General features: G+C 68.1%; 13 protein-coding genes and 1 pseudogene. 5 read left to right on the forward strand and 9 right to left on the reverse strand.

Annotated features, from left to right (window positions below):
- Positions 1 to 390 precede the first annotated feature (390 nt).
- On the forward strand, positions 391 to 537 hold the full coding sequence (locus tag AB8O64_RS02560; RefSeq protein WP_370417639.1) for a hypothetical protein: 147 nt from the start codon (positions 391 to 393) through the stop codon (positions 535 to 537).
- Positions 538 to 632: 95 nt separating this feature from the next.
- Here AB8O64_RS02560 and AB8O64_RS02565 read toward each other — a convergent pair whose 3' ends face one another.
- Entirely contained in the window at positions 633 to 824 is a 192-nt protein-coding gene (locus AB8O64_RS02565) for a hypothetical protein (RefSeq protein WP_370417640.1), read from the reverse strand.
- A gap of 796 nt (positions 825 to 1,620) precedes the next feature.
- On the opposite strand from AB8O64_RS02565, the gene AB8O64_RS02570 reads away from it, so the two are divergent.
- Positions 1,621 to 2,517: an AIPR family protein gene (locus AB8O64_RS02570; RefSeq protein ID WP_370417641.1), complete on the forward strand. Its 897-nt coding sequence runs from the start codon at positions 1,621 to 1,623 to the stop codon at positions 2,515 to 2,517.
- Between the two features lie 107 nt (positions 2,518 to 2,624).
- Here AB8O64_RS02570 and nhaA read toward each other — a convergent pair whose 3' ends face one another.
- From nhaA to AB8O64_RS02610, 8 genes and pseudogenes are all read right to left on the reverse strand, one after another.
- Positions 2,625 to 3,962, reverse strand: coding sequence for a Na+/H+ antiporter NhaA (gene nhaA / locus AB8O64_RS02575; protein WP_370417642.1), 1,338 nt, complete (start codon positions 3,960 to 3,962; stop codon positions 2,625 to 2,627).
- Between the two features lie 144 nt (positions 3,963 to 4,106).
- Positions 4,107 to 5,645, reverse strand: coding sequence for an alanine/glycine:cation symporter family protein (locus AB8O64_RS02580; RefSeq protein WP_370417643.1), 1,539 nt, complete (start codon positions 5,643 to 5,645; stop codon positions 4,107 to 4,109).
- Positions 5,646 to 5,984: 339 nt separating this feature from the next.
- Positions 5,985 to 6,466 (reverse strand): annotated as a pseudogene (locus tag AB8O64_RS02585) (hypothetical protein); the annotation flags it as partial.
- A gap of 139 nt (positions 6,467 to 6,605) precedes the next feature.
- The gene (locus AB8O64_RS02590; protein ID WP_370417644.1) at positions 6,606 to 8,909 is read right to left on the reverse strand and encodes an ATP-binding cassette domain-containing protein; all 2,304 of its coding nucleotides are present in this window, start codon (positions 8,907 to 8,909) and stop codon (positions 6,606 to 6,608) included.
- Between the two features lie 2 nt (positions 8,910 to 8,911).
- The gene (locus tag AB8O64_RS02595; RefSeq protein ID WP_370417645.1) at positions 8,912 to 9,730 is read right to left on the reverse strand and encodes an aldo/keto reductase; all 819 of its coding nucleotides are present in this window, start codon (positions 9,728 to 9,730) and stop codon (positions 8,912 to 8,914) included.
- A gap of 72 nt (positions 9,731 to 9,802) precedes the next feature.
- A complete protein-coding gene (locus tag AB8O64_RS02600) occupies positions 9,803 to 10,750 on the reverse strand; it encodes a Gfo/Idh/MocA family protein (RefSeq protein ID WP_370417646.1) in 948 nt (315 codons plus the stop codon).
- Positions 10,751 to 10,824: 74 nt separating this feature from the next.
- A complete protein-coding gene (locus AB8O64_RS02605; protein ID WP_370417647.1) occupies positions 10,825 to 11,643 on the reverse strand; it encodes a VOC family protein in 819 nt (272 codons plus the stop codon).
- A gap of 149 nt (positions 11,644 to 11,792) precedes the next feature.
- On the reverse strand, positions 11,793 to 13,295 hold the full coding sequence (locus AB8O64_RS02610; protein WP_370417648.1) for an MFS transporter: 1,503 nt from the start codon (positions 13,293 to 13,295) through the stop codon (positions 11,793 to 11,795).
- A gap of 62 nt (positions 13,296 to 13,357) precedes the next feature.
- Here AB8O64_RS02610 and AB8O64_RS02615 point away from each other — a divergent pair, with 62 nt between their 5' ends.
- From AB8O64_RS02615 to AB8O64_RS02625, 3 genes are all read left to right on the forward strand, one after another.
- Entirely contained in the window at positions 13,358 to 14,338 is a 981-nt protein-coding gene (locus AB8O64_RS02615; RefSeq protein WP_370417649.1) for a helix-turn-helix transcriptional regulator, read from the forward strand.
- Between the two features lie 345 nt (positions 14,339 to 14,683).
- Positions 14,684 to 15,034: a VOC family protein gene (locus tag AB8O64_RS02620; RefSeq protein ID WP_370417650.1), complete on the forward strand. Its 351-nt coding sequence runs from the start codon at positions 14,684 to 14,686 to the stop codon at positions 15,032 to 15,034.
- A gap of 119 nt (positions 15,035 to 15,153) precedes the next feature.
- Positions 15,154 to 15,561: a VOC family protein gene (locus AB8O64_RS02625; protein WP_370417651.1), complete on the forward strand. Its 408-nt coding sequence runs from the start codon at positions 15,154 to 15,156 to the stop codon at positions 15,559 to 15,561.
- Positions 15,562 to 15,884: the final 323 nt, after the last annotated feature.

The following is a 15,884-nucleotide window of genomic DNA, read 5'->3' on the forward strand; positions in this document are numbered from 1 at the left end:
GCCGTCAAGGCGGCGCGCAGTATGCCGCGAGCATTCGACGGTGGAGCATCAGGAGCTGCGACGGAGCGCGGGGGCGGGGAAGGCGGCCCACGAGTATCCGGCGCGACGGATTCTGTGCTCGCAGTGCCTACGCGCCGAGCACAGTGATTGAAGACTGACGGTGGACGAGGCACATGATCAAGCTGACCGCTCGGCGAACAGGGAGTCCTCTTCCGGAGGCCCCTGAAGCGGGCCAACGGTGTGTCACGGCGTTCGACCTGTTCGACGCTTCAGGAGTGGGGGCGGGACGCGCCTACGCCAACGTTGCAGTACGATGTGACGGCCGAGGGGCCCGTCGTGCTGGCCGATGTCGTCCTGGAACTTCACGGTGGGCAGATCCATTATCGGCGCATGGCGAATCAATTCGGTGCGTACCCGCGCACGGCGGTCGGAGCCGTACTGGGTGGCACTGGCGACTTCAGCTGCGCGAGCGGACAGGTCGCGGAGACGTGGCCGGATGCCGACCACGTCGAGCTGATCGTCCAGCCGGTGATGTGAGAGAACCGCGTCAGCAGGAGTGGCCCCGCCCGGAACTGATGACTCACGCCTAGTGCAGGTGATGCCGGCCAGCAAGGCGGCGCCGGTGAGCGCACTCATAAGTGGGGCTCCTCGTGGCCGATGCGGTCCAGGATCATCGCGTGCTCGTCGGCCTGTTGGAAGCCGTGGACGCTCAGCAAGGCGCGGGCGGCGTAGGCGCCGGAGCCGGTGATGGTGGCAGTGACGGCGTCGGGGTGTTCGGGATGACGGGCGAGGCGGGCGTGGGCGTCGAGGGTGAGGTGGGCCAATGCGTGCTCCGGTTTGCGGGTCCGGCCGACGGTGCCGACCGGACCCGGTTGTGGGCTAGCGGGTGACTCGGACTGCTGAGGGGTTGGCGCGCGGGGGCGGTCCTGCCCGGAATACGGCCGGTGCGCGGTGCTACCGTCACAGGAGCCGGCACCGCAGGTCGGAGGCGGCCCTCAGCGCAGGTCCGAACCGCTTGTTCCCAAACGCCGAAAAGTAGCCGGAAAACACCCCGACAAAGAGTCGGAATCCGGCGTCGCCCGACGGCAGTAGCATCCCGGCAACAGCCCCTCGTGAAAGGGAGGTTGATGCCGTGGCCACTGTGATCGTCGGATCGCGAGCCAGCCGTCTGGCCAGGGCGCAGGTGCGGGAGTGGCTGGGGCCCGTGCGCGCGGACGCGACGCATCCTCGAGGACCTGGCCTCATCGTTCCCTCAAGTCCGGGTCAAAGTGATCTACGCCAGCAAAGCGGCGTTGGGGCCACACCCGAACGTGAAGGCCAAGGGTGACCGCCTGCGCCGAGAGTTTGCGAAGATCACCTCCGACACCGAAGCCCCCATCGAGTACCTGACTGCCGCGGACCTGCGTGAGCAGACAGCACGAGGGGCAAAGGCGGTCGCGCAGCTCATCTTCTCCGAAACCCCGATGAGCACCTCGCTCGGCGAGGGCTGCGTCTGTCTGGCCCGCCTGGACGAGTACTACCGATTCATTACCTCCGACAACAAGGCACTACGGCTGGAGCTGTTCGAGTCGAACGTCCGGGACTACGCAGGCTCCACTGCGGTGAACAACGCCATCGGGGTTGAAGTCCGGGACACGCGAGGACTTCTGGTGGTTCAACAACGGCGTCGCCACTGTCGCCGGCGCCGCACAGATCGCGGGAAAGAAGGTCGTCATCAAGGACCCGCAGATCGTCAACGGGCTCCAAACCAGTCACGAGGTCTACAGCTACTTCCAGACCGGCAGCCAGCACCTTGACAGATCACTGCTGGTCAAGATCGTCTTCGCGCCCGAGTCCGGCACCACACGCGACAGGATCATCCGGGCACCCAACAGCCAGACCCAGTTGCCGGCCGGGGCCTTGCGAGCAACAGAGCCCATCCAGAAGGACATCGAGGAAAGCCTTTACCACGGGGGTGACTACCGCTACGAGCGCCGGGCAAGTTACTACCGCAACCTCGGCTTCCCTCTCGATCAGGTCGCCAGCATGACTCGCCTCGCACGCGAGTTCACCGCATTTGTCCTCCACGAGCCCCACACAGCGCTCCGCCACTCAGAGGCCCTCCTTCTGGATGACAAGCACTACGGGCAGATCTTCTCGGCCCGCAACAACTTTGACCTCTACCGCCTGACGCTCGACGTCCACGCACACCTACGGCGCTTCCTCACTGTGTACACCAAAGACCGCCCCCTACTTGGCGAAACCATCGAGAACTGGCTCTACCCGCTCGCCACCGTTTCCGCCTACACCCTCACCCGGCTGCGCCGCCCCACTGCATGCGACCTCCTCAACATCGACCTCGACCACCTCAACACCGAGCTCATGGAACGCATGACGAAGTCCATCGAGCAGAACTTCAAATCCGCCCTACGCACCAATAAAGCTGGCGGCGTGGACCGCATTGCCCGCAGCCCCGAGTTCACCGACCGGCTCCGTCAATCCATCATCTCTCAAAAGTACTTCCACACCGAGCGATAGAGATGTGGGTGATGGCGCGACATGACCAGTCCCACGTACCGGCAGCCGGAAGGCTTGGACGCCTTCGAGTCCCCAGGTTTGCCATCACCTCAGCCGCCTCCCTCAGTTCAGGGCTTGTCAGCCGGCGACAACACCTCATGGCGCGGGCCCCCAGTCCCCGGCGCCGACTGGTAGATGTCGGGGATGCCGTCACCGTCGGCGTCGACGGTCTCCTCCTGGCACAGGCGCCGGTAGACCGCGTTGCGACGGCGGAGCAGCACAGCCGCGAGCGCGGCCGCGGTGAGTGAGGCGACCAGGACCGCTGCCTTGACCTGCTCGCCGACGGCGGCCCCGGGGAAGGCCAGTTCGCCGATGAGGAGGGCGACCGTGAAGCCGATTCCGGCGAGGACGGAGAGGCCGAGGACGTCGGACCAGGCGAGGTCGGGGTTGAGGCGGGCGCGGGTGAAGCGGGCGGCGAGGTAGGTCCCCACGAATACCCCGAGGATCTTGCCCACGACCAGCCCCAGCGCGACGCCGAGCGGTTCGGGCCTGGTGAAGACCTCGGTCAGGGCCGGTCCGGAGACGCTCACGCCCGCGGCGAAGAGCGCGAAGAGCGGTACGGCGATGCCGGCGGAGAAGGGGTGCAGCAGGTGTGCGACGCGGCCGCCGGGCGACTGCTCCTCGTCCTTGTCCGGGGTACTGCGCAGTAGGAGGCCCATGGCGACGCCGGCGACGGTGGCGTGGATGCCGCCGTGGTAGGTCAGCGTCCAGATGGTGATGCCGAGCGGCACGTACCACCACCAGCCGCGGACGCGGAAGCGCTGGAGGAGATGGAAGAAGACGAGTCCGGTGAGGGCACCGCCGAGCGCGAGGGGGTTGATGTCGGAGGTGAAGAAGAGCGCGATGACCAGGATGCCGCCGAGGTCGTCCACCACGGCGAGGGTCAGCAGGAAGGCCCGCAGGGCGGCCGGCAAGTGGGTGGAGACGACAGCGAGGACGGCCAGCGCGAAAGCGATGTCCGTGGCCATGGGCACGGCCCAGCCGTCCGGGTTGCCGCCGCCCGCCCACGCGGTGACGGCGTAGACGCCCGCGGGTACGGCCATGCCGCAGAAGGCGGCGATCACGGGGAGGGCGGCCGTGGCCGGTGTGCGCAATTCGCCGACGACGAGTTCGCGCTTGAGCTCGATGCCCGCGACGAGGAAGAACACCGCGAGCAGCCCGTCGGCAGCCCAGTGCCCGAGCGAGAGGTCCAGGCCGAGCGGGGGTATGCCGAGATGGAGGTCGCGTATGTCCTCGTACACGCCGTTCCATGGGCTGTTGGCCCAGATCAGTGCCACGACGGCGGCGGTCAGCAGGACCAGGCCACCGATCGTCTCGGTCCGGAGGGCTTCGGTGACGGCCCGGCGCTCTCGCCAGGACAAGAGCCCGAGGAAGGGGGGTCGCCGGGGCGGCGGGGCAGTAGTCATGAGGGCGGTACTTCCGGAGCGTCGGCAAGAGGCGAGCAGGGCCCGGGGGCGAGGTGAGTCACAGGGAAAAGGGCAGGTCCGTACGCACCAAAGGCGCGAGGTGCGTACGGACCCGCCCCGAGGAGCCGGGCCGCGGGGGTGCGGTCAGACGGTGGTCTTCACCGGCTCCTGGTCTGTGTCTCCCCCGGCCGTGTCCTGGCCCGCATCGCGGGCACGGACGTAGGCGAGGAAGGTGTTGAGTTCGCGCTTGACGACGGGGGCGAGGAGGTAGAGGCCGATGATGTTGATGACGGCGAGCATGAACAGCACCGCGTCGGCCATGTCGATCAGGGTCTGGAGCGTGAGCAGCGAGCCGGCCACGGCGAAGAGGGTGTAGATCACCTTGTACGTGAGCTCACTGGCCTTGCTGCGGCCGAAGAGGTACGACCAGGCCTTGAGGCCGTAGTAGCCCCAGGTCAGCACGGTGGAGATGGCGAACAGCAGGACCGCGACGGTGAGGATGTAGGGGAACCAGGGCAGGACCGTGCCGAAGGCGTCGGAGGTGATCGTCACGCCGCCGACGGCCTCGCCGGCGCGGGCCTCGGCCCAGCTGGCGGGATTGGCGATCACGATCGTCAGCGCGGTCATGGTGCAGATGACGACGGTGTCGATGAACGGCTCCAGGAGCGCGACCAGCCCCTCGCTGGCGGGGTGCTTGGTCTTGACCGCGGAGTGTGCGATCGGTGCGGAGCCGAGGCCGGCCTCGTTGGAGAACGCGGCCCGCTTGAAGCCGATGATCAGCGCACCGAGGACACCGCCGGCGACGCCCTGGGGGTTGAACGCGCCCTCGATAATCGTGGAGATCGCGGACGGGACCGCGGAGGCGTTGACCGCGATCACGATCAGGCAGGCGACGATGTAGATGCCGGCCATGGCGGGGACCATCTTGCCGGTGACCGAGGCGATGGAGCGGATCCCGCCGAGGAGCACGATGCCGACGAGTGCGGCGACGAGGATGCCGAAGAACAGGGCGCCGGCGGAGGAGCCCATGATGCCGCTCTCGCCGCCGGTGACGGAGACCAGCTGGGCGTAGGACTGGTTGACCTGGAAGAGGTTGCCGCCGAAGAGCCCGAAGAAGAGGATCATCGCGGAGGCCAGGACGGCGAGGATCTTGCCGAGCTTCTTGCCGCGGGCGCCGAAGCGCTCGGCGAGGCCCTTGGGCAGGTAGTGCATGGGGCCGCCGGAGACGGTGCCGTCGGCGTGCACTTCCCGGTACTTCACGCCCAGGGTGACCTCGACGAACTTGGTCGCCATGCCCAGCAGGCCGCAGAGGATCATCCAGAACGTCGCGCCCGGTCCGCCGATGGAGACGGCGACGGCGACACCGGCGATGTTGCCCAGGCCCACGGTGCCGGAGACAGCCGCGGTCAGCGCCTGGAAGTGGTTGACCTCGCCGGCCGACCCCTTCTCGTCGTACTTGCCGCGCACCACGTCCACGGCGAGCCGGAATTTACGTATCTGCACCAGGCCGAACCAGCCGGTGAACACCAGCCCGGCGACGACGAGCCAGGCGACGATCAGCGGAAGGTCGGTGCCGCCCACGGGGACGGAGTAGAAGATGACTTCGCCGAGCCATTTGGCTATGGGCTCGAAGAATCCGCTGACGGCTTCGTCGACGGAACGGGTGACGGAATCGAGTGACATCAGGCTTTACCTCGATGGCGCAGAACCGGCGCAGAGCGGTGCGCGGGTGTGAATGCGGGCTTTGAGCGAACGCCGTTGTCCGATCGGCAACCAGGGGCCATGGTTCGCGGACTCGAACCGTGATCTCCCGGACCATGCAGGCCGGTGAGTACCGGCACTCCTGTTCCGGCGAGGGGTGGTGCCGAAAGCGGAGTTGCGCATTCTTAGCACGCCCTTTACATATTCTTTAGTGATGCACATCACATCAACAGTCTTTGAGTGCATAGAACCAGCCACAGTGACGTGATTGTTATCCCGACCGAGCTGCCGTCGGCCCCGGAGGCCCGGGCGAGAGTGGATGATCGCGGATTCGACAGCGGCGATACGGTCGGCAAGCAGGCCGAGGGCTGCGACCGCGCGGATGAGGGGGTCGTCGTCCGTGCCGCCGGGAGCCCGGGCGCGGAGGTAGGTCGCCTTGACCTCGGCCCAGCGACAGCCTCGTCAGGCATGAGCACTCCGCGCAGTTCGGCAAGTTTGAGGAGGTTGGCCTCGGCGCCGGTGGTGAGGGTCTGTGCCTCGCCGGTGTAGCGGTCGTCGATGACGGCGGCGAGTTCGGCATCGTTCATGACGGGCACGATCCGCTCTGCGGTCTTGTTCATGTTGCGGTAGGAGCCCTGGAGCAGGAACGGGTGCTCGGTCCGGGTGATGTCGGTTTGGGCAGGCGAGGCGATGTAGGCGGCGTTGACGGCGAGAACGGTCCGCCGGGCAGTGAGCAGATGGCGCAGGACGGCGAGGATGCGGTCCAGCTCACCGGAGGTGTAGGGGTGCGTGAGGCGGTCCGCGCCGAAGTCCGTGACCTCAAGGACGAGGGCGTCGCCCGCCTCACCGCTCAAGGACCGGCACATCCGGCGCGTTGCTGAATGGACAGCGACGTCCAATCTGGCTGGGCCGCTTGGGTCCGCGTCCCCAGCTGGGCGCTACTCAGACCTGATGCCGGTCGAGGTCGTGACGCAGGGCCTTGGCGGTGTGGGACTTTCGGTCTTTGGCCAGTTGCGCGGGGGTGCCGGTGAAGAGGATCTGGCCGCCGTGGCGGCCGCCGTCGGGGCCCATGTCGATGATCCAGTCGGCTTGTTTGACGATGTCGAGGTTGTGTTCGATGACGAGGACGGTGTTGCCGTCGTCGACGAGCCGGTCCAGCAGGCGTTGCAGGGTGGCGATGTCGGCCATGTGCAGGCCGGTGGTGGGTTCGTCCATCACGTAGATGCTGCTGGTCGCGCCCAGGTGGCCGGCGAGCTTGAGACGCTGGCGCTCTCCCCCGGAAAGGGTGGACAGGGACTGGCCGAGGGTGAGGTAGCCCAGGCCGACCTCCGCCAGGGTCGTGAGCGCGGTGCGGATCTTCTTCTCGGCCGGTGCGGTGAAGAACTCTGTCGCTTCTTCGCAGGTCAGGTCCAGTACGTCGACGATGGTCTTTCCGCGCAGGCGGCGGGAGAGTGCCTCGTCACTGTAGCGGCGGCCGTCGCAGGTTTCGCAGACGGTGGTGACGGGGTCGGCGAAGGCCATGTCGGCGGTGATACTGCCCTTGCCGCCGCAGGCGGGGCAGGCGCCGGTGGAGTTGAAACTGAACAACCCGGCCGGCACGTCATTGGCGTCGGCGAATCGCTTGCGGATGGCATCCATGATGCCGACCCAGCTCGCGGGTGTGGAGCGGGAGTTGGAGCCGATGGCGCCCTGGTCGATGTAGACGGCCTCGGGGTGCTGGGCGGTGAAGACCTCGGAGATCAGGCTGGACTTGCCCGACCCGGCGACCCCGGTGACGGCGACGAGCACACCGGTGGGGATCTCCACGCTGACGTTCTTCAGGTTGTGCAGCGCCGCATTCTTGATTTTCATCTGGCCCGTCGGGGTCCGGACGCTGGTCTTGAGCGGGATGGCCGCCTCCAGGTACCGGCCGGTGAGGGTTCCCGCGTGGCGGAGCTGGGTGACGGTTCCCTGGAAGACGACCTGGCCGCCGTGCGTGCCGGCGCCGGGGCCCATGTCGATGACGTGGTCGGCTGCGGTGATGACGTCGCGGTCGTGTTCGACGATGAGCAGGGTGTTGCCCTGGTCGCGCAGCTGGGCGAGGAGTTCGTTCACCCGGTGGACGTCGCGCGGGTGCAGGCCGGTGGAGGGCTCGTCGAAGATGTACGTCATGCCGGTCAGGCTGGAGCCGAGGTTGCGTACGATCTTCAGCCGCTGCCCTTCTCCGCCGGAGAGGCTGCCGGTCTCGCGGCCCAGGTGGAGGTAGCCCAGGCCGATGGCATCGATCCGCTTCAGGGCGTCGATCGTGGCCTTCGCGAGCGGTGTGCCGAGCGGGTGCTTGACCTTGCCCAGTTCTCTGATGAGATCGCTGACCTCCATGGTCATGTGGTCGGCGATCGACAGTCCATTGATCTTTGCCTTCAGGGCGGCATCGTTCAGGCGGGCACCATGGCAGGCGGGGCACTCGCCCTCCGTGGTGAAGTGCTGAACCGCATCCCGGGTGCGCTTGGACAGAGTGGACAGGTCACGGTTGAGATAGAGGCGGTTGAACCGGTCAACAATGCCCTCGTAGGTGACGTTCTGCGTGCCCATCCGCGTCGCCGGCTCGAACTTCACCTCCCCCTTGGGGCTGCCGTGCAGGAGGGTGTCCCACTCCCTCTTGGAGTACTTCTTCAGCGGTTTGTCGTTGTCGAACAGCCCGGAGCGGGTGAACAGCGTCCACTGCACGCCGCCGACGTTGAACAGCGGGAACAGCAGTGCACCGGTGTTCAGGGACTTGTCGGTGTCGAAGAAGCGGTCCAGGTCGAGCTGGACGGTATGGCCCAGGCCCTGGCAGGTGGGACAGGCGCCGGTGGGGTCGTTGAAGGAGTACGCCGTCGACATCCCTGCCGACGGCTCGCCCGCGCGGGAGAACAGCAGGCGGATCAGCGAGGCGATATCCGTCATGGTTCCCACCGTCGAGCGCGAACCGCCGCCCAGCGGCTTCTGGTCTACGACGATTGCCGGCGACAGGTCCTCGATGGCGTCGGCCTCGGGCTTCTCGTAACGGGGCAGGCGGTTGCGCACGAAGTATGGGAAGGTCTCGTTCAGCTGTCGCTGCGACTCGACGGCGATGGTGTCGAAGACCACGGACGACTTCCCCGACCCCGACACCCCGGTGAACACGGTGATCACTCCCTTGGGGATGTGCACCGAGACGTCCTGGAGGTTGTGTACGCGGGCGCCGGTGATGACGATCTCTCCGTGCGCGGGCATGTTGCTGGTCATGATCAGGCTCCCTGTCGATTGCGGGTGCGGGCCGTGCCGGAGGGCTGCCTGCTGAGGGCGTCGATCCGGGCGATGTCCGCGGGTGCCAGGTGCAGCCGGGCGGCATGGAGGTTGCTGCTGATGCGTTCGGGATGGGCGGATCTGGGGATCACCGCGACCTGGTAGGCCAGGTGCCAGGCGATGACCACCTGGGCCGAGGTGGCGTTGTGCGTCTCGGCGATCTCGGTGAGGACGGGGTGGTCCAGGCCGGGCTTGCGTAGTGGGCTGTGGCCTTCGAGGACGGTGTTGCGTGCGCGGTGGCCGGTCACCAGCCGCGGGTCGTAGAGGGCGGGGTTGAAGCGGATCTGGTTGACCTGGGGCATCTGTCCGGTGGCCTCGGTGAGGGTGTCGAGCTGGGCGAGGGAGTGGTTGCTGACTCCCACGGCTGTGGCCATGCCTTCTTCGGCGGCGTCCAGGAACGCGTCCCACACTGCAAGGTGTTCGCCGGGGTCCTTCAGCGGGTAATGCATCAGCCACAGGTCCACCTGCTCGACCCCGAGCCGCTCCAGGCTCCGGCTCAGGGTGGCGTGCTCCTTGCCCGGGTGGTGCTGGGCAAACTTCGTGGTGAGGAAGACTTCCTGGCGGGAGATGCCGCTGTCGGCCAGGGCCCGTCCGACGGATTCCTCGTTGCCGTAGAGCTGGGCGGTGTCCAGGTGCCGGTATCCCGCTTCCAGGGTGTGCAGTACGGCGCGGTAGGCGTCGTCGCCCTTCAACCGCCACGTGCCGAAACCCAGCAGGGGCATCGCGGTGCCGCCCGGGAGCGTGGCGGTGCGCTCTTCCATCTGTGAAGTCTCCCTCCGGACGAGCGGTGTGGGCTCGGGCCCCCGGCCGGGTTCGCCGGGGGCCGGGCGGGGTCAGCGCGGCGTGTTGGCCTTGCGCTCGATGTCGAGGGTGAGTGTGAGGGCGTCCAGCACGCTGTCCGGAGCGATCTGGTTCTCCGCCCCGCCGCGCAGGACGTCCATGACGTGGCCGATCATGGCGGTGTACTGGTCGGCGTCCGGCAGTTCGAGCACGCGCGGGCCGTCCGCGGTGTAGGCGGTGACGGTGCCGGACGGCTTGCCGTCGAACCCCATCGTGGACGTGGCGTCCAGTACGCCGTGCTCGAAGGTGGCGGTGTAGCCGCCGCGGGCCCCCCAGGACATGGGCATCAGCGAGGAGACGGAGCTGCGGGCCGCAGCCACACCGTCGAAGTGGAAGGCGGCGTCGATGGCTGCGGAGTTCTCGTCCCGCTCCACCGCGGTGACGGTGACGTCCCGGGGCAGGCCGAGGGTGCTCGCGATGATGTCCATGTCGCTGTGCATGGCTTCGAGCGGCAGCACCTTGAGCCCGAGCGAGGCGCCTGGCCACAGGAGAGCGGTCAGGTTCCACAGCGTCAGCTGTTCCAGCCGCCCGTACGTGCTCTCGCGCACCGCGTCGAACAGGGCTTGGTTGGCGGGGATGAACCGCTCGAACATGTCTACGAACACGTGCTTGTCGCTGCGCGCGGCCGCCTCGGCGACCCGCCGGGCGTCCTCGATATTGTCGGCCAGCGGCAGCTCGACCAGGGCGTGCTTACCCGCTTCCAGTGCGCGCAGCACGTACGGGGCGTGCAGAGCGACGGGCAGGCAGATGTCCACCAGGTCGAACGAGGGGTCCTCGAATGCGGCGTCCATCGTGGTCGAGGACGCGAAGCCGAACTGTTCGGCCACCTTCGAAGTCTTCTCCGCGTCGCGGCCGAACATCACCACCTCGACGTCGCCACGGGCGGCGTAGACGGCGGCGTGGGCCTGGCCGAAGCCGGTTCCGAGCAGTGCGATCTTCATGGGGTTCTCCTTCGATCTCGTATGGATGGAGGGCCGGGGCGGGGCAGCCGCGGGGTTGCACCGCACACAGCGGTTCAGGAGGTGTGGGTGGGCTGGGAGAACAAGCCGAAGTGGTTGCCGTGCGGGTCGCACAGACGGGCGAAGACCAGTCCGTCCGGGTTGGACTCCGGGCCGTGCTCGACGCGGGCCCCCGCATCCGTCGCCGCGGCAGCGGTGGCGGGCACGTCGGTCACCAGGATCGACGGCATCATGTAGTCACCGCCCGTGCCGGAACTGTGGTCCCACAGACCACCCGCGGGCCAGTCACCGCCGGTGAAGATGCTGAAGTACGGCTTGCCGCCCGCCGTTTCGTCCTTCTCGAAGCGCCAGCCGAACGCGCCGCTGTAGAACTCCATGGTGGTCTGCGGGTCGGCGGTGCCGATCTCGAACCAGGCCATGGACCCGGGCTGCGGCCGGAAAGCGGATGCCTCCATGTGTTCCTCGGTGGCCTGGGCCCGCTCGGCCAGGTCCTCGGAGCTGCCGCGGGAGAAGAGGGAGAAGGTGTTTCCGCGCGGGTCCTTCAGGCGGGCGAAGACCGTCACCTCCCCGACTGCGGTGGCCGGGACGACGACCTGGGCCCCGAGCGCAGTGAGCTTGTCGACGTCGGCTGCGACGTCGGCGGACAGCATCGACAGGTTGATGACCTCACCACCGGTGTCACCCTGCTGGATGGCACCCATCGGCCACGGCGCACCGGGAGCGATGACGCGGGTGTAGGTGCGGCCGTCGACGGAGGAGTCCGGATCGACCTCGAAGGACCAGCCCAGCACAGGACCGTAGAAGTCCTGCACCGCCTTGGGGTCTGCGGTACCGATCTCGAACCAGACGACGGAACCGGGGGACATGAAGCTCATGGGAGAAACCTTTCGAGAGAGGGGGGCGTACCGGCTGGGCAGCCGGCCGGGGGGACGAGAAGCCCCTCGGGGATCTGAGGGCATGGTGTCCAGGGCAGGGCCAGGACGGGCCCTGGTGAGGTCCATGCGGGTGACAGGGATGGGACCTGTCAGGAGACGAGCTGCGGCTCGGGTTCCGCCTCCGTCGTCGTGCGCTCCACAGGGGCGGTTCCGGCCCGACGGGGCAGGGTGAAGAGCAGGGTGAACGCGGCCGCGAAGGCTGCGGCGACGTACCAGAGGGATCCGCTGAAGGCGTCGGGCATCTTGTGGGCCTGGGCGGCCGGGTCGCCGGGGCCGAGGTGGCCGAAGAAGACCACCGAGGACAGGGCGACGCCGACGGCCTGGCCGAGCTGCATGGTGGTGTTGGTCAGCCCCGAGGCGGAACCGGCGTGCTCGTGGGGCACCTCGGACAGCACCAGGTCGGTCAGCGGCGCGACGATCAGCCCCATGCCCAGGCCCATCGGGATCAGCGGCACCATGGTCTGCCACAGCGCGATGTCGGACCCGTAGCGGGTGGCGAAGACGGCGAAGAGCAGCATCCCGGCCACCGCGAGCAGCGCACCACCCTGCAGGGCGCGCCGGCCGAAGCGCGGCACCAGTACCTGCATGGACAGGCCCGCGCCGGCCATCATCGCCGCGGACAGCGGCATCCCCGACAGGCCCGCCTTCAGCGGCGAGAAGCCCAGGCCGAGCTGCAGGTACAGCGTCCAGGCGAGGAAGAAGACCCCCGAGGCGAGCCCGAACAGCAGCTGCACGCTCTGCCCGCCGGCGAAGCTGCGGCGGGAGAACAGCGACAGCACCACCAGCGGCGAGCCGCCGCGCCGCGTCAGACGCCGCTCCCAGGCCACGAACAGCGCCAGGACCGGCAGCGAAGCGGCCATCGAGACGTACGTCCAGACCGGCCAGCCCAGCTCGCGGCCCTGAGTCAGCGGCAGCACCAGCATCAGCAGACCCACCGTGGCCAGCACGACACCGACTCCGTCCAGCCGCTGCGCCCGCTCGCCCTTCGACTCACGGATCAGCAGCCAGCCGGCGATCAGACCCGCCACACCGAGGGGGAGGTTGACCAGGAAGATCGGACGCCAGGCCAGGTCGAACAGGTTCCACTGCACCAGCAGTGCCCCGACGAGAGGGCCGGCCAGGGTGCCCAGCGCCATCACCGCGCCGTAGACACCAAAGACCTTGCCGCGCTCGCTCTTGGGGAAGGTGACGTGGATGATCGAGAGGACCTGCGGCACCATCAGCGCGGCCATGGCTCCCTGGGCGATACGCCCCGCCAGCAGGATCTCGGGGTTGCCCGCGATGCCGCAGACCAAGGAGGTGAGCGTGAAGCCGGCAACGCCGAGCAGGAAGATCTTCTTGCGGCCGAACAAGTCACCGAGACGTCCGCCGGTGATCAGTCCGAGGGCGTAGGCCAGCGCGTACCCGCCGGTGATCCACTGGATCTGCGACAGCGAGGCGCCGGTGTCGGCCTGGACGTCGGGGATCGCGATGTGCACGACGGTCACGTCGACCGCGTCCATGAACGCGGCGATCAGGACGACGGCCAGGGCTGCCCAGCGACGCGGATCGACCGCTTTTTCTGACGAAACGGGGGGTTTGTTCTCGGACATGCCTCCACGCTAGGACCCTTTTAGGACACCTCGCGTCCTTCAAGTCCGGCAGAGTGGCGTGCATGACGACCGATATGCCCGCCCGCATGCTGCGCCTGCTGTCCCTACTGCAGACCCGCCGCGAGTGGTCCGGCCACGAGCTCGCCGACCGGCTCGGCGTCACCGGCCGCACGGTGCGCCGCGACATCGACCGGCTGCGCGAACTCGGCTATCCCGTCGAAGCCACCACCGGCCACGCCGGCGGCTACCGCCTCGCCTCCGGCACCGCCATGCCCCCGCTGCTGCTCGACGACGACGAAGCCGTGGCCATCACGGTCGCCCTGCGCACCGCCGCAGGCGGACTCGGCGGCATCGAGGAAACCGCCCTGCGGGCGCTGGCCAAACTCGAACAAGTCCTGCCCACCCGCCTCCGCGCCCAGGTCACCGCCCTCCAGGAGGCCACCAGCACCATCACCTGGGAAAGCCGCGGCCCCCGCGCCGACGCCGCCACCCTGGCGCTCCTCGCCGCTGCCTGCCGCGACCACGAAATCATCACCTTCGACTACACCCCGCGCGAGGGCACCCGCGCCTCCCGCCGCGTCGAACCCCACGGCCTCGTCGCCTCCGGCGGCCTGTGGTACCTCCTCGCCTACGACACCGAGCGCGACGACTGGCGCATTTACCGCCTCGACCGCCTCACCGCGCCCTCACCCACCGGACGCCGCGTCCCACCCCGTACGCTGCCCGATCCCGGACCCGACCCCGCCTCCTACGTGGCAGCGAAGATCGCTACGGCTCCCGCCCGCTACCGCGCCATCGCCACCGTGCACGCCCCCGCCGACACCATCCGCGCCCGCACCTGGGCCCTGGCCACCCGCATCCAACCCCTCGACGACACCACCTGCACCGTCGACTGCTCCGCCGACACCCTGCCCCGCATCGCCCAGACCCTCGCCACCCTCGACACCGACTACACCCTCGACGCCGACCCCGCCGTCATCGACTACCTGCGCACGACGTACCAGCGCTCCCTACAAGCCGTCGACGGTCCTCGTCACAACTGAGGGCACACCGCCCCGGCCGTATCAGGCCGACCACACCTTTCTCCCCACGCTCGCCCTCGCGGGGCGGCTGCCCCTCATGCGGCCGACTGGGACAGGGGACCTGGAGGGCGTAGCCCAGCGCGCGCAGGCCACCAGTGTCGCGTCTGATGGTGCGGGTGGCGGAGCGACAGGGTTGCAGGAGTTGGCCGAGGGGATCTCGCTCCCCCTGGCCCGCCGCCGTGGGCGCATCTAGGACGTCTGGTGTCCTAAAGACCTTCTACCGTCGGTGACATATGGCGAGACGCCCGATTCGTCTGCCAGGCGGCCCGGCCGTCTGCCTGTACCCGGTGTGGATGGAGGACCCACATGACCAGCACTACCGACGGGAAGAGGAGCCCGGGTGCCGGCTCGGTCGCTTCCTACGCGATCTGGGCCGACGACGGCAAGAAGCTCGCCGCCTTCTACGCCGCCGCGCTGGGACGGGAGCCCGGCCAGGCATACCCCGACGAGGACGGCAACGAGGCCGCCTTCCCGGTGATGGACGGCCATGCGATGTACGTCTTCTACACCGCCAAGAGCTTCCAGGCGCCGAACTGGCCGGCCGAGGAACTGGCCTTCCACCTCGACCTGGCCTTCGACGACGTCGCGGCGGCGGAGAAGCGGCTGCTGGAGCTCGGCGCGACCAAGCCCGACCACCATCCCGGCGGGGAGCACTGAACCGTCCTGCTCGATCCCTCGGGCCGGCCCTTCTGCATCAGCGCCACCAGCTGAGACCGCAAGTTTCGGATGCAGACGACCGTCTCGTCCGTACGACTCGAAAGCCTCCGGAGGAAGTCATGCCGTTTGCCCCATGCCTCGGCGTCAAGGACACCGCCACCAGCATCGCGTTCTACGAGAAGCTCGGCTTCGACGTGGACTCCAGTACCGCCCGCCCCGGCGACGATATCCACATGCTCCTCTTCGAGGGCTCGTTCTGCGGAATGCTCTACAGCAACGCCGACCTCAAGAACTGGCTGCCCGTCCTAGCCGACCTCCCGGTCGGCTTCACGGGCATGTTCTACCTCGCCGTCGATGACTTCGATGCGGCGCACGACCGCATCGCCGAGCACGCCGAGATCGTCAAGGACACCGTCACCGACCACAACGGCCAGCGCGAGTTCTACTTCCGGGACCCGGACGGCTACATCATCGGCATCAACGACAACGCCGCCCTGCAGGCCAGCGACCTCGCCAAATACACCTGACCCGCCGATGGCCCGCAACGGGCGACTACGCCGAAGTAGCGCACGGTGAGGCCACGCGCGTGACCCGCCCGGTCGTGCCAGGGCGCGCCGCCCGGCCCGATCGGCGCCGTACACGACCACGACGACGGGCGAACAGAGGAAGGAGCGCTGTGCGGGGCATCATGCCCTTGCTGCGCATCTCTTGTGCGCCAACTACTCACACTCGGATCTCAGATCCGCGTCATAAGTGCTACCCAGGGGTCATCACTCGCGAAAACATGACGGAGATTCTGTCGCCGGGCAGCGTTGTGCTGCAGATGCTGCGCGCGGCCAGGAGCTGGTCG

This window comes from Streptomyces sp. QH1-20, assembly GCF_041283565.1.
Lineage (GTDB): Bacteria > Actinomycetota > Actinomycetes > Streptomycetales > Streptomycetaceae > Streptomyces > Streptomyces syringius.

Bases quoted from the DNA above. Each gene is read 5' to 3' on its own strand.
- AB8O64_RS02600 (WP_370417646.1), bottom strand. From the start codon at position 10,750: ATGAAGATCGCACTGCTCGGAACCGGCTTCGGCCAGGCCCACGCCGCC.
- AB8O64_RS02590 (WP_370417644.1), bottom strand. From the start codon at position 8,909: ATGACCAGCAACATGCCCGCGCACGGAGAGATCGTCATCACCGGCGCC.
- AB8O64_RS02625 (WP_370417651.1), top strand. From the start codon at position 15,154: ATGCCGTTTGCCCCATGCCTCGGCGTCAAGGACACCGCCACCAGCATC.
- AB8O64_RS02595 (WP_370417645.1), bottom strand. From the start codon at position 9,730: ATGGAAGAGCGCACCGCCACGCTCCCGGGCGGCACCGCGATGCCCCTG.
- AB8O64_RS02615 (WP_370417649.1), top strand. From the start codon at position 13,358: ATGACGACCGATATGCCCGCCCGCATGCTGCGCCTGCTGTCCCTACTG.
- AB8O64_RS02620 (WP_370417650.1), top strand. From the start codon at position 14,684: ATGACCAGCACTACCGACGGGAAGAGGAGCCCGGGTGCCGGCTCGGTC.
- AB8O64_RS02580 (WP_370417643.1), bottom strand. From the start codon at position 5,645: ATGTCACTCGATTCCGTCACCCGTTCCGTCGACGAAGCCGTCAGCGGA.
- AB8O64_RS02560 (WP_370417639.1), top strand. From the start codon at position 391: ATGGCGAATCAATTCGGTGCGTACCCGCGCACGGCGGTCGGAGCCGTA.
- nhaA (WP_370417642.1), bottom strand. From the start codon at position 3,962: ATGACTACTGCCCCGCCGCCCCGGCGACCCCCCTTCCTCGGGCTCTTG.
- AB8O64_RS02605 (WP_370417647.1), bottom strand. From the start codon at position 11,643: ATGAGCTTCATGTCCCCCGGTTCCGTCGTCTGGTTCGAGATCGGTACC.
- AB8O64_RS02610 (WP_370417648.1), bottom strand. From the start codon at position 13,295: ATGTCCGAGAACAAACCCCCCGTTTCGTCAGAAAAAGCGGTCGATCCG.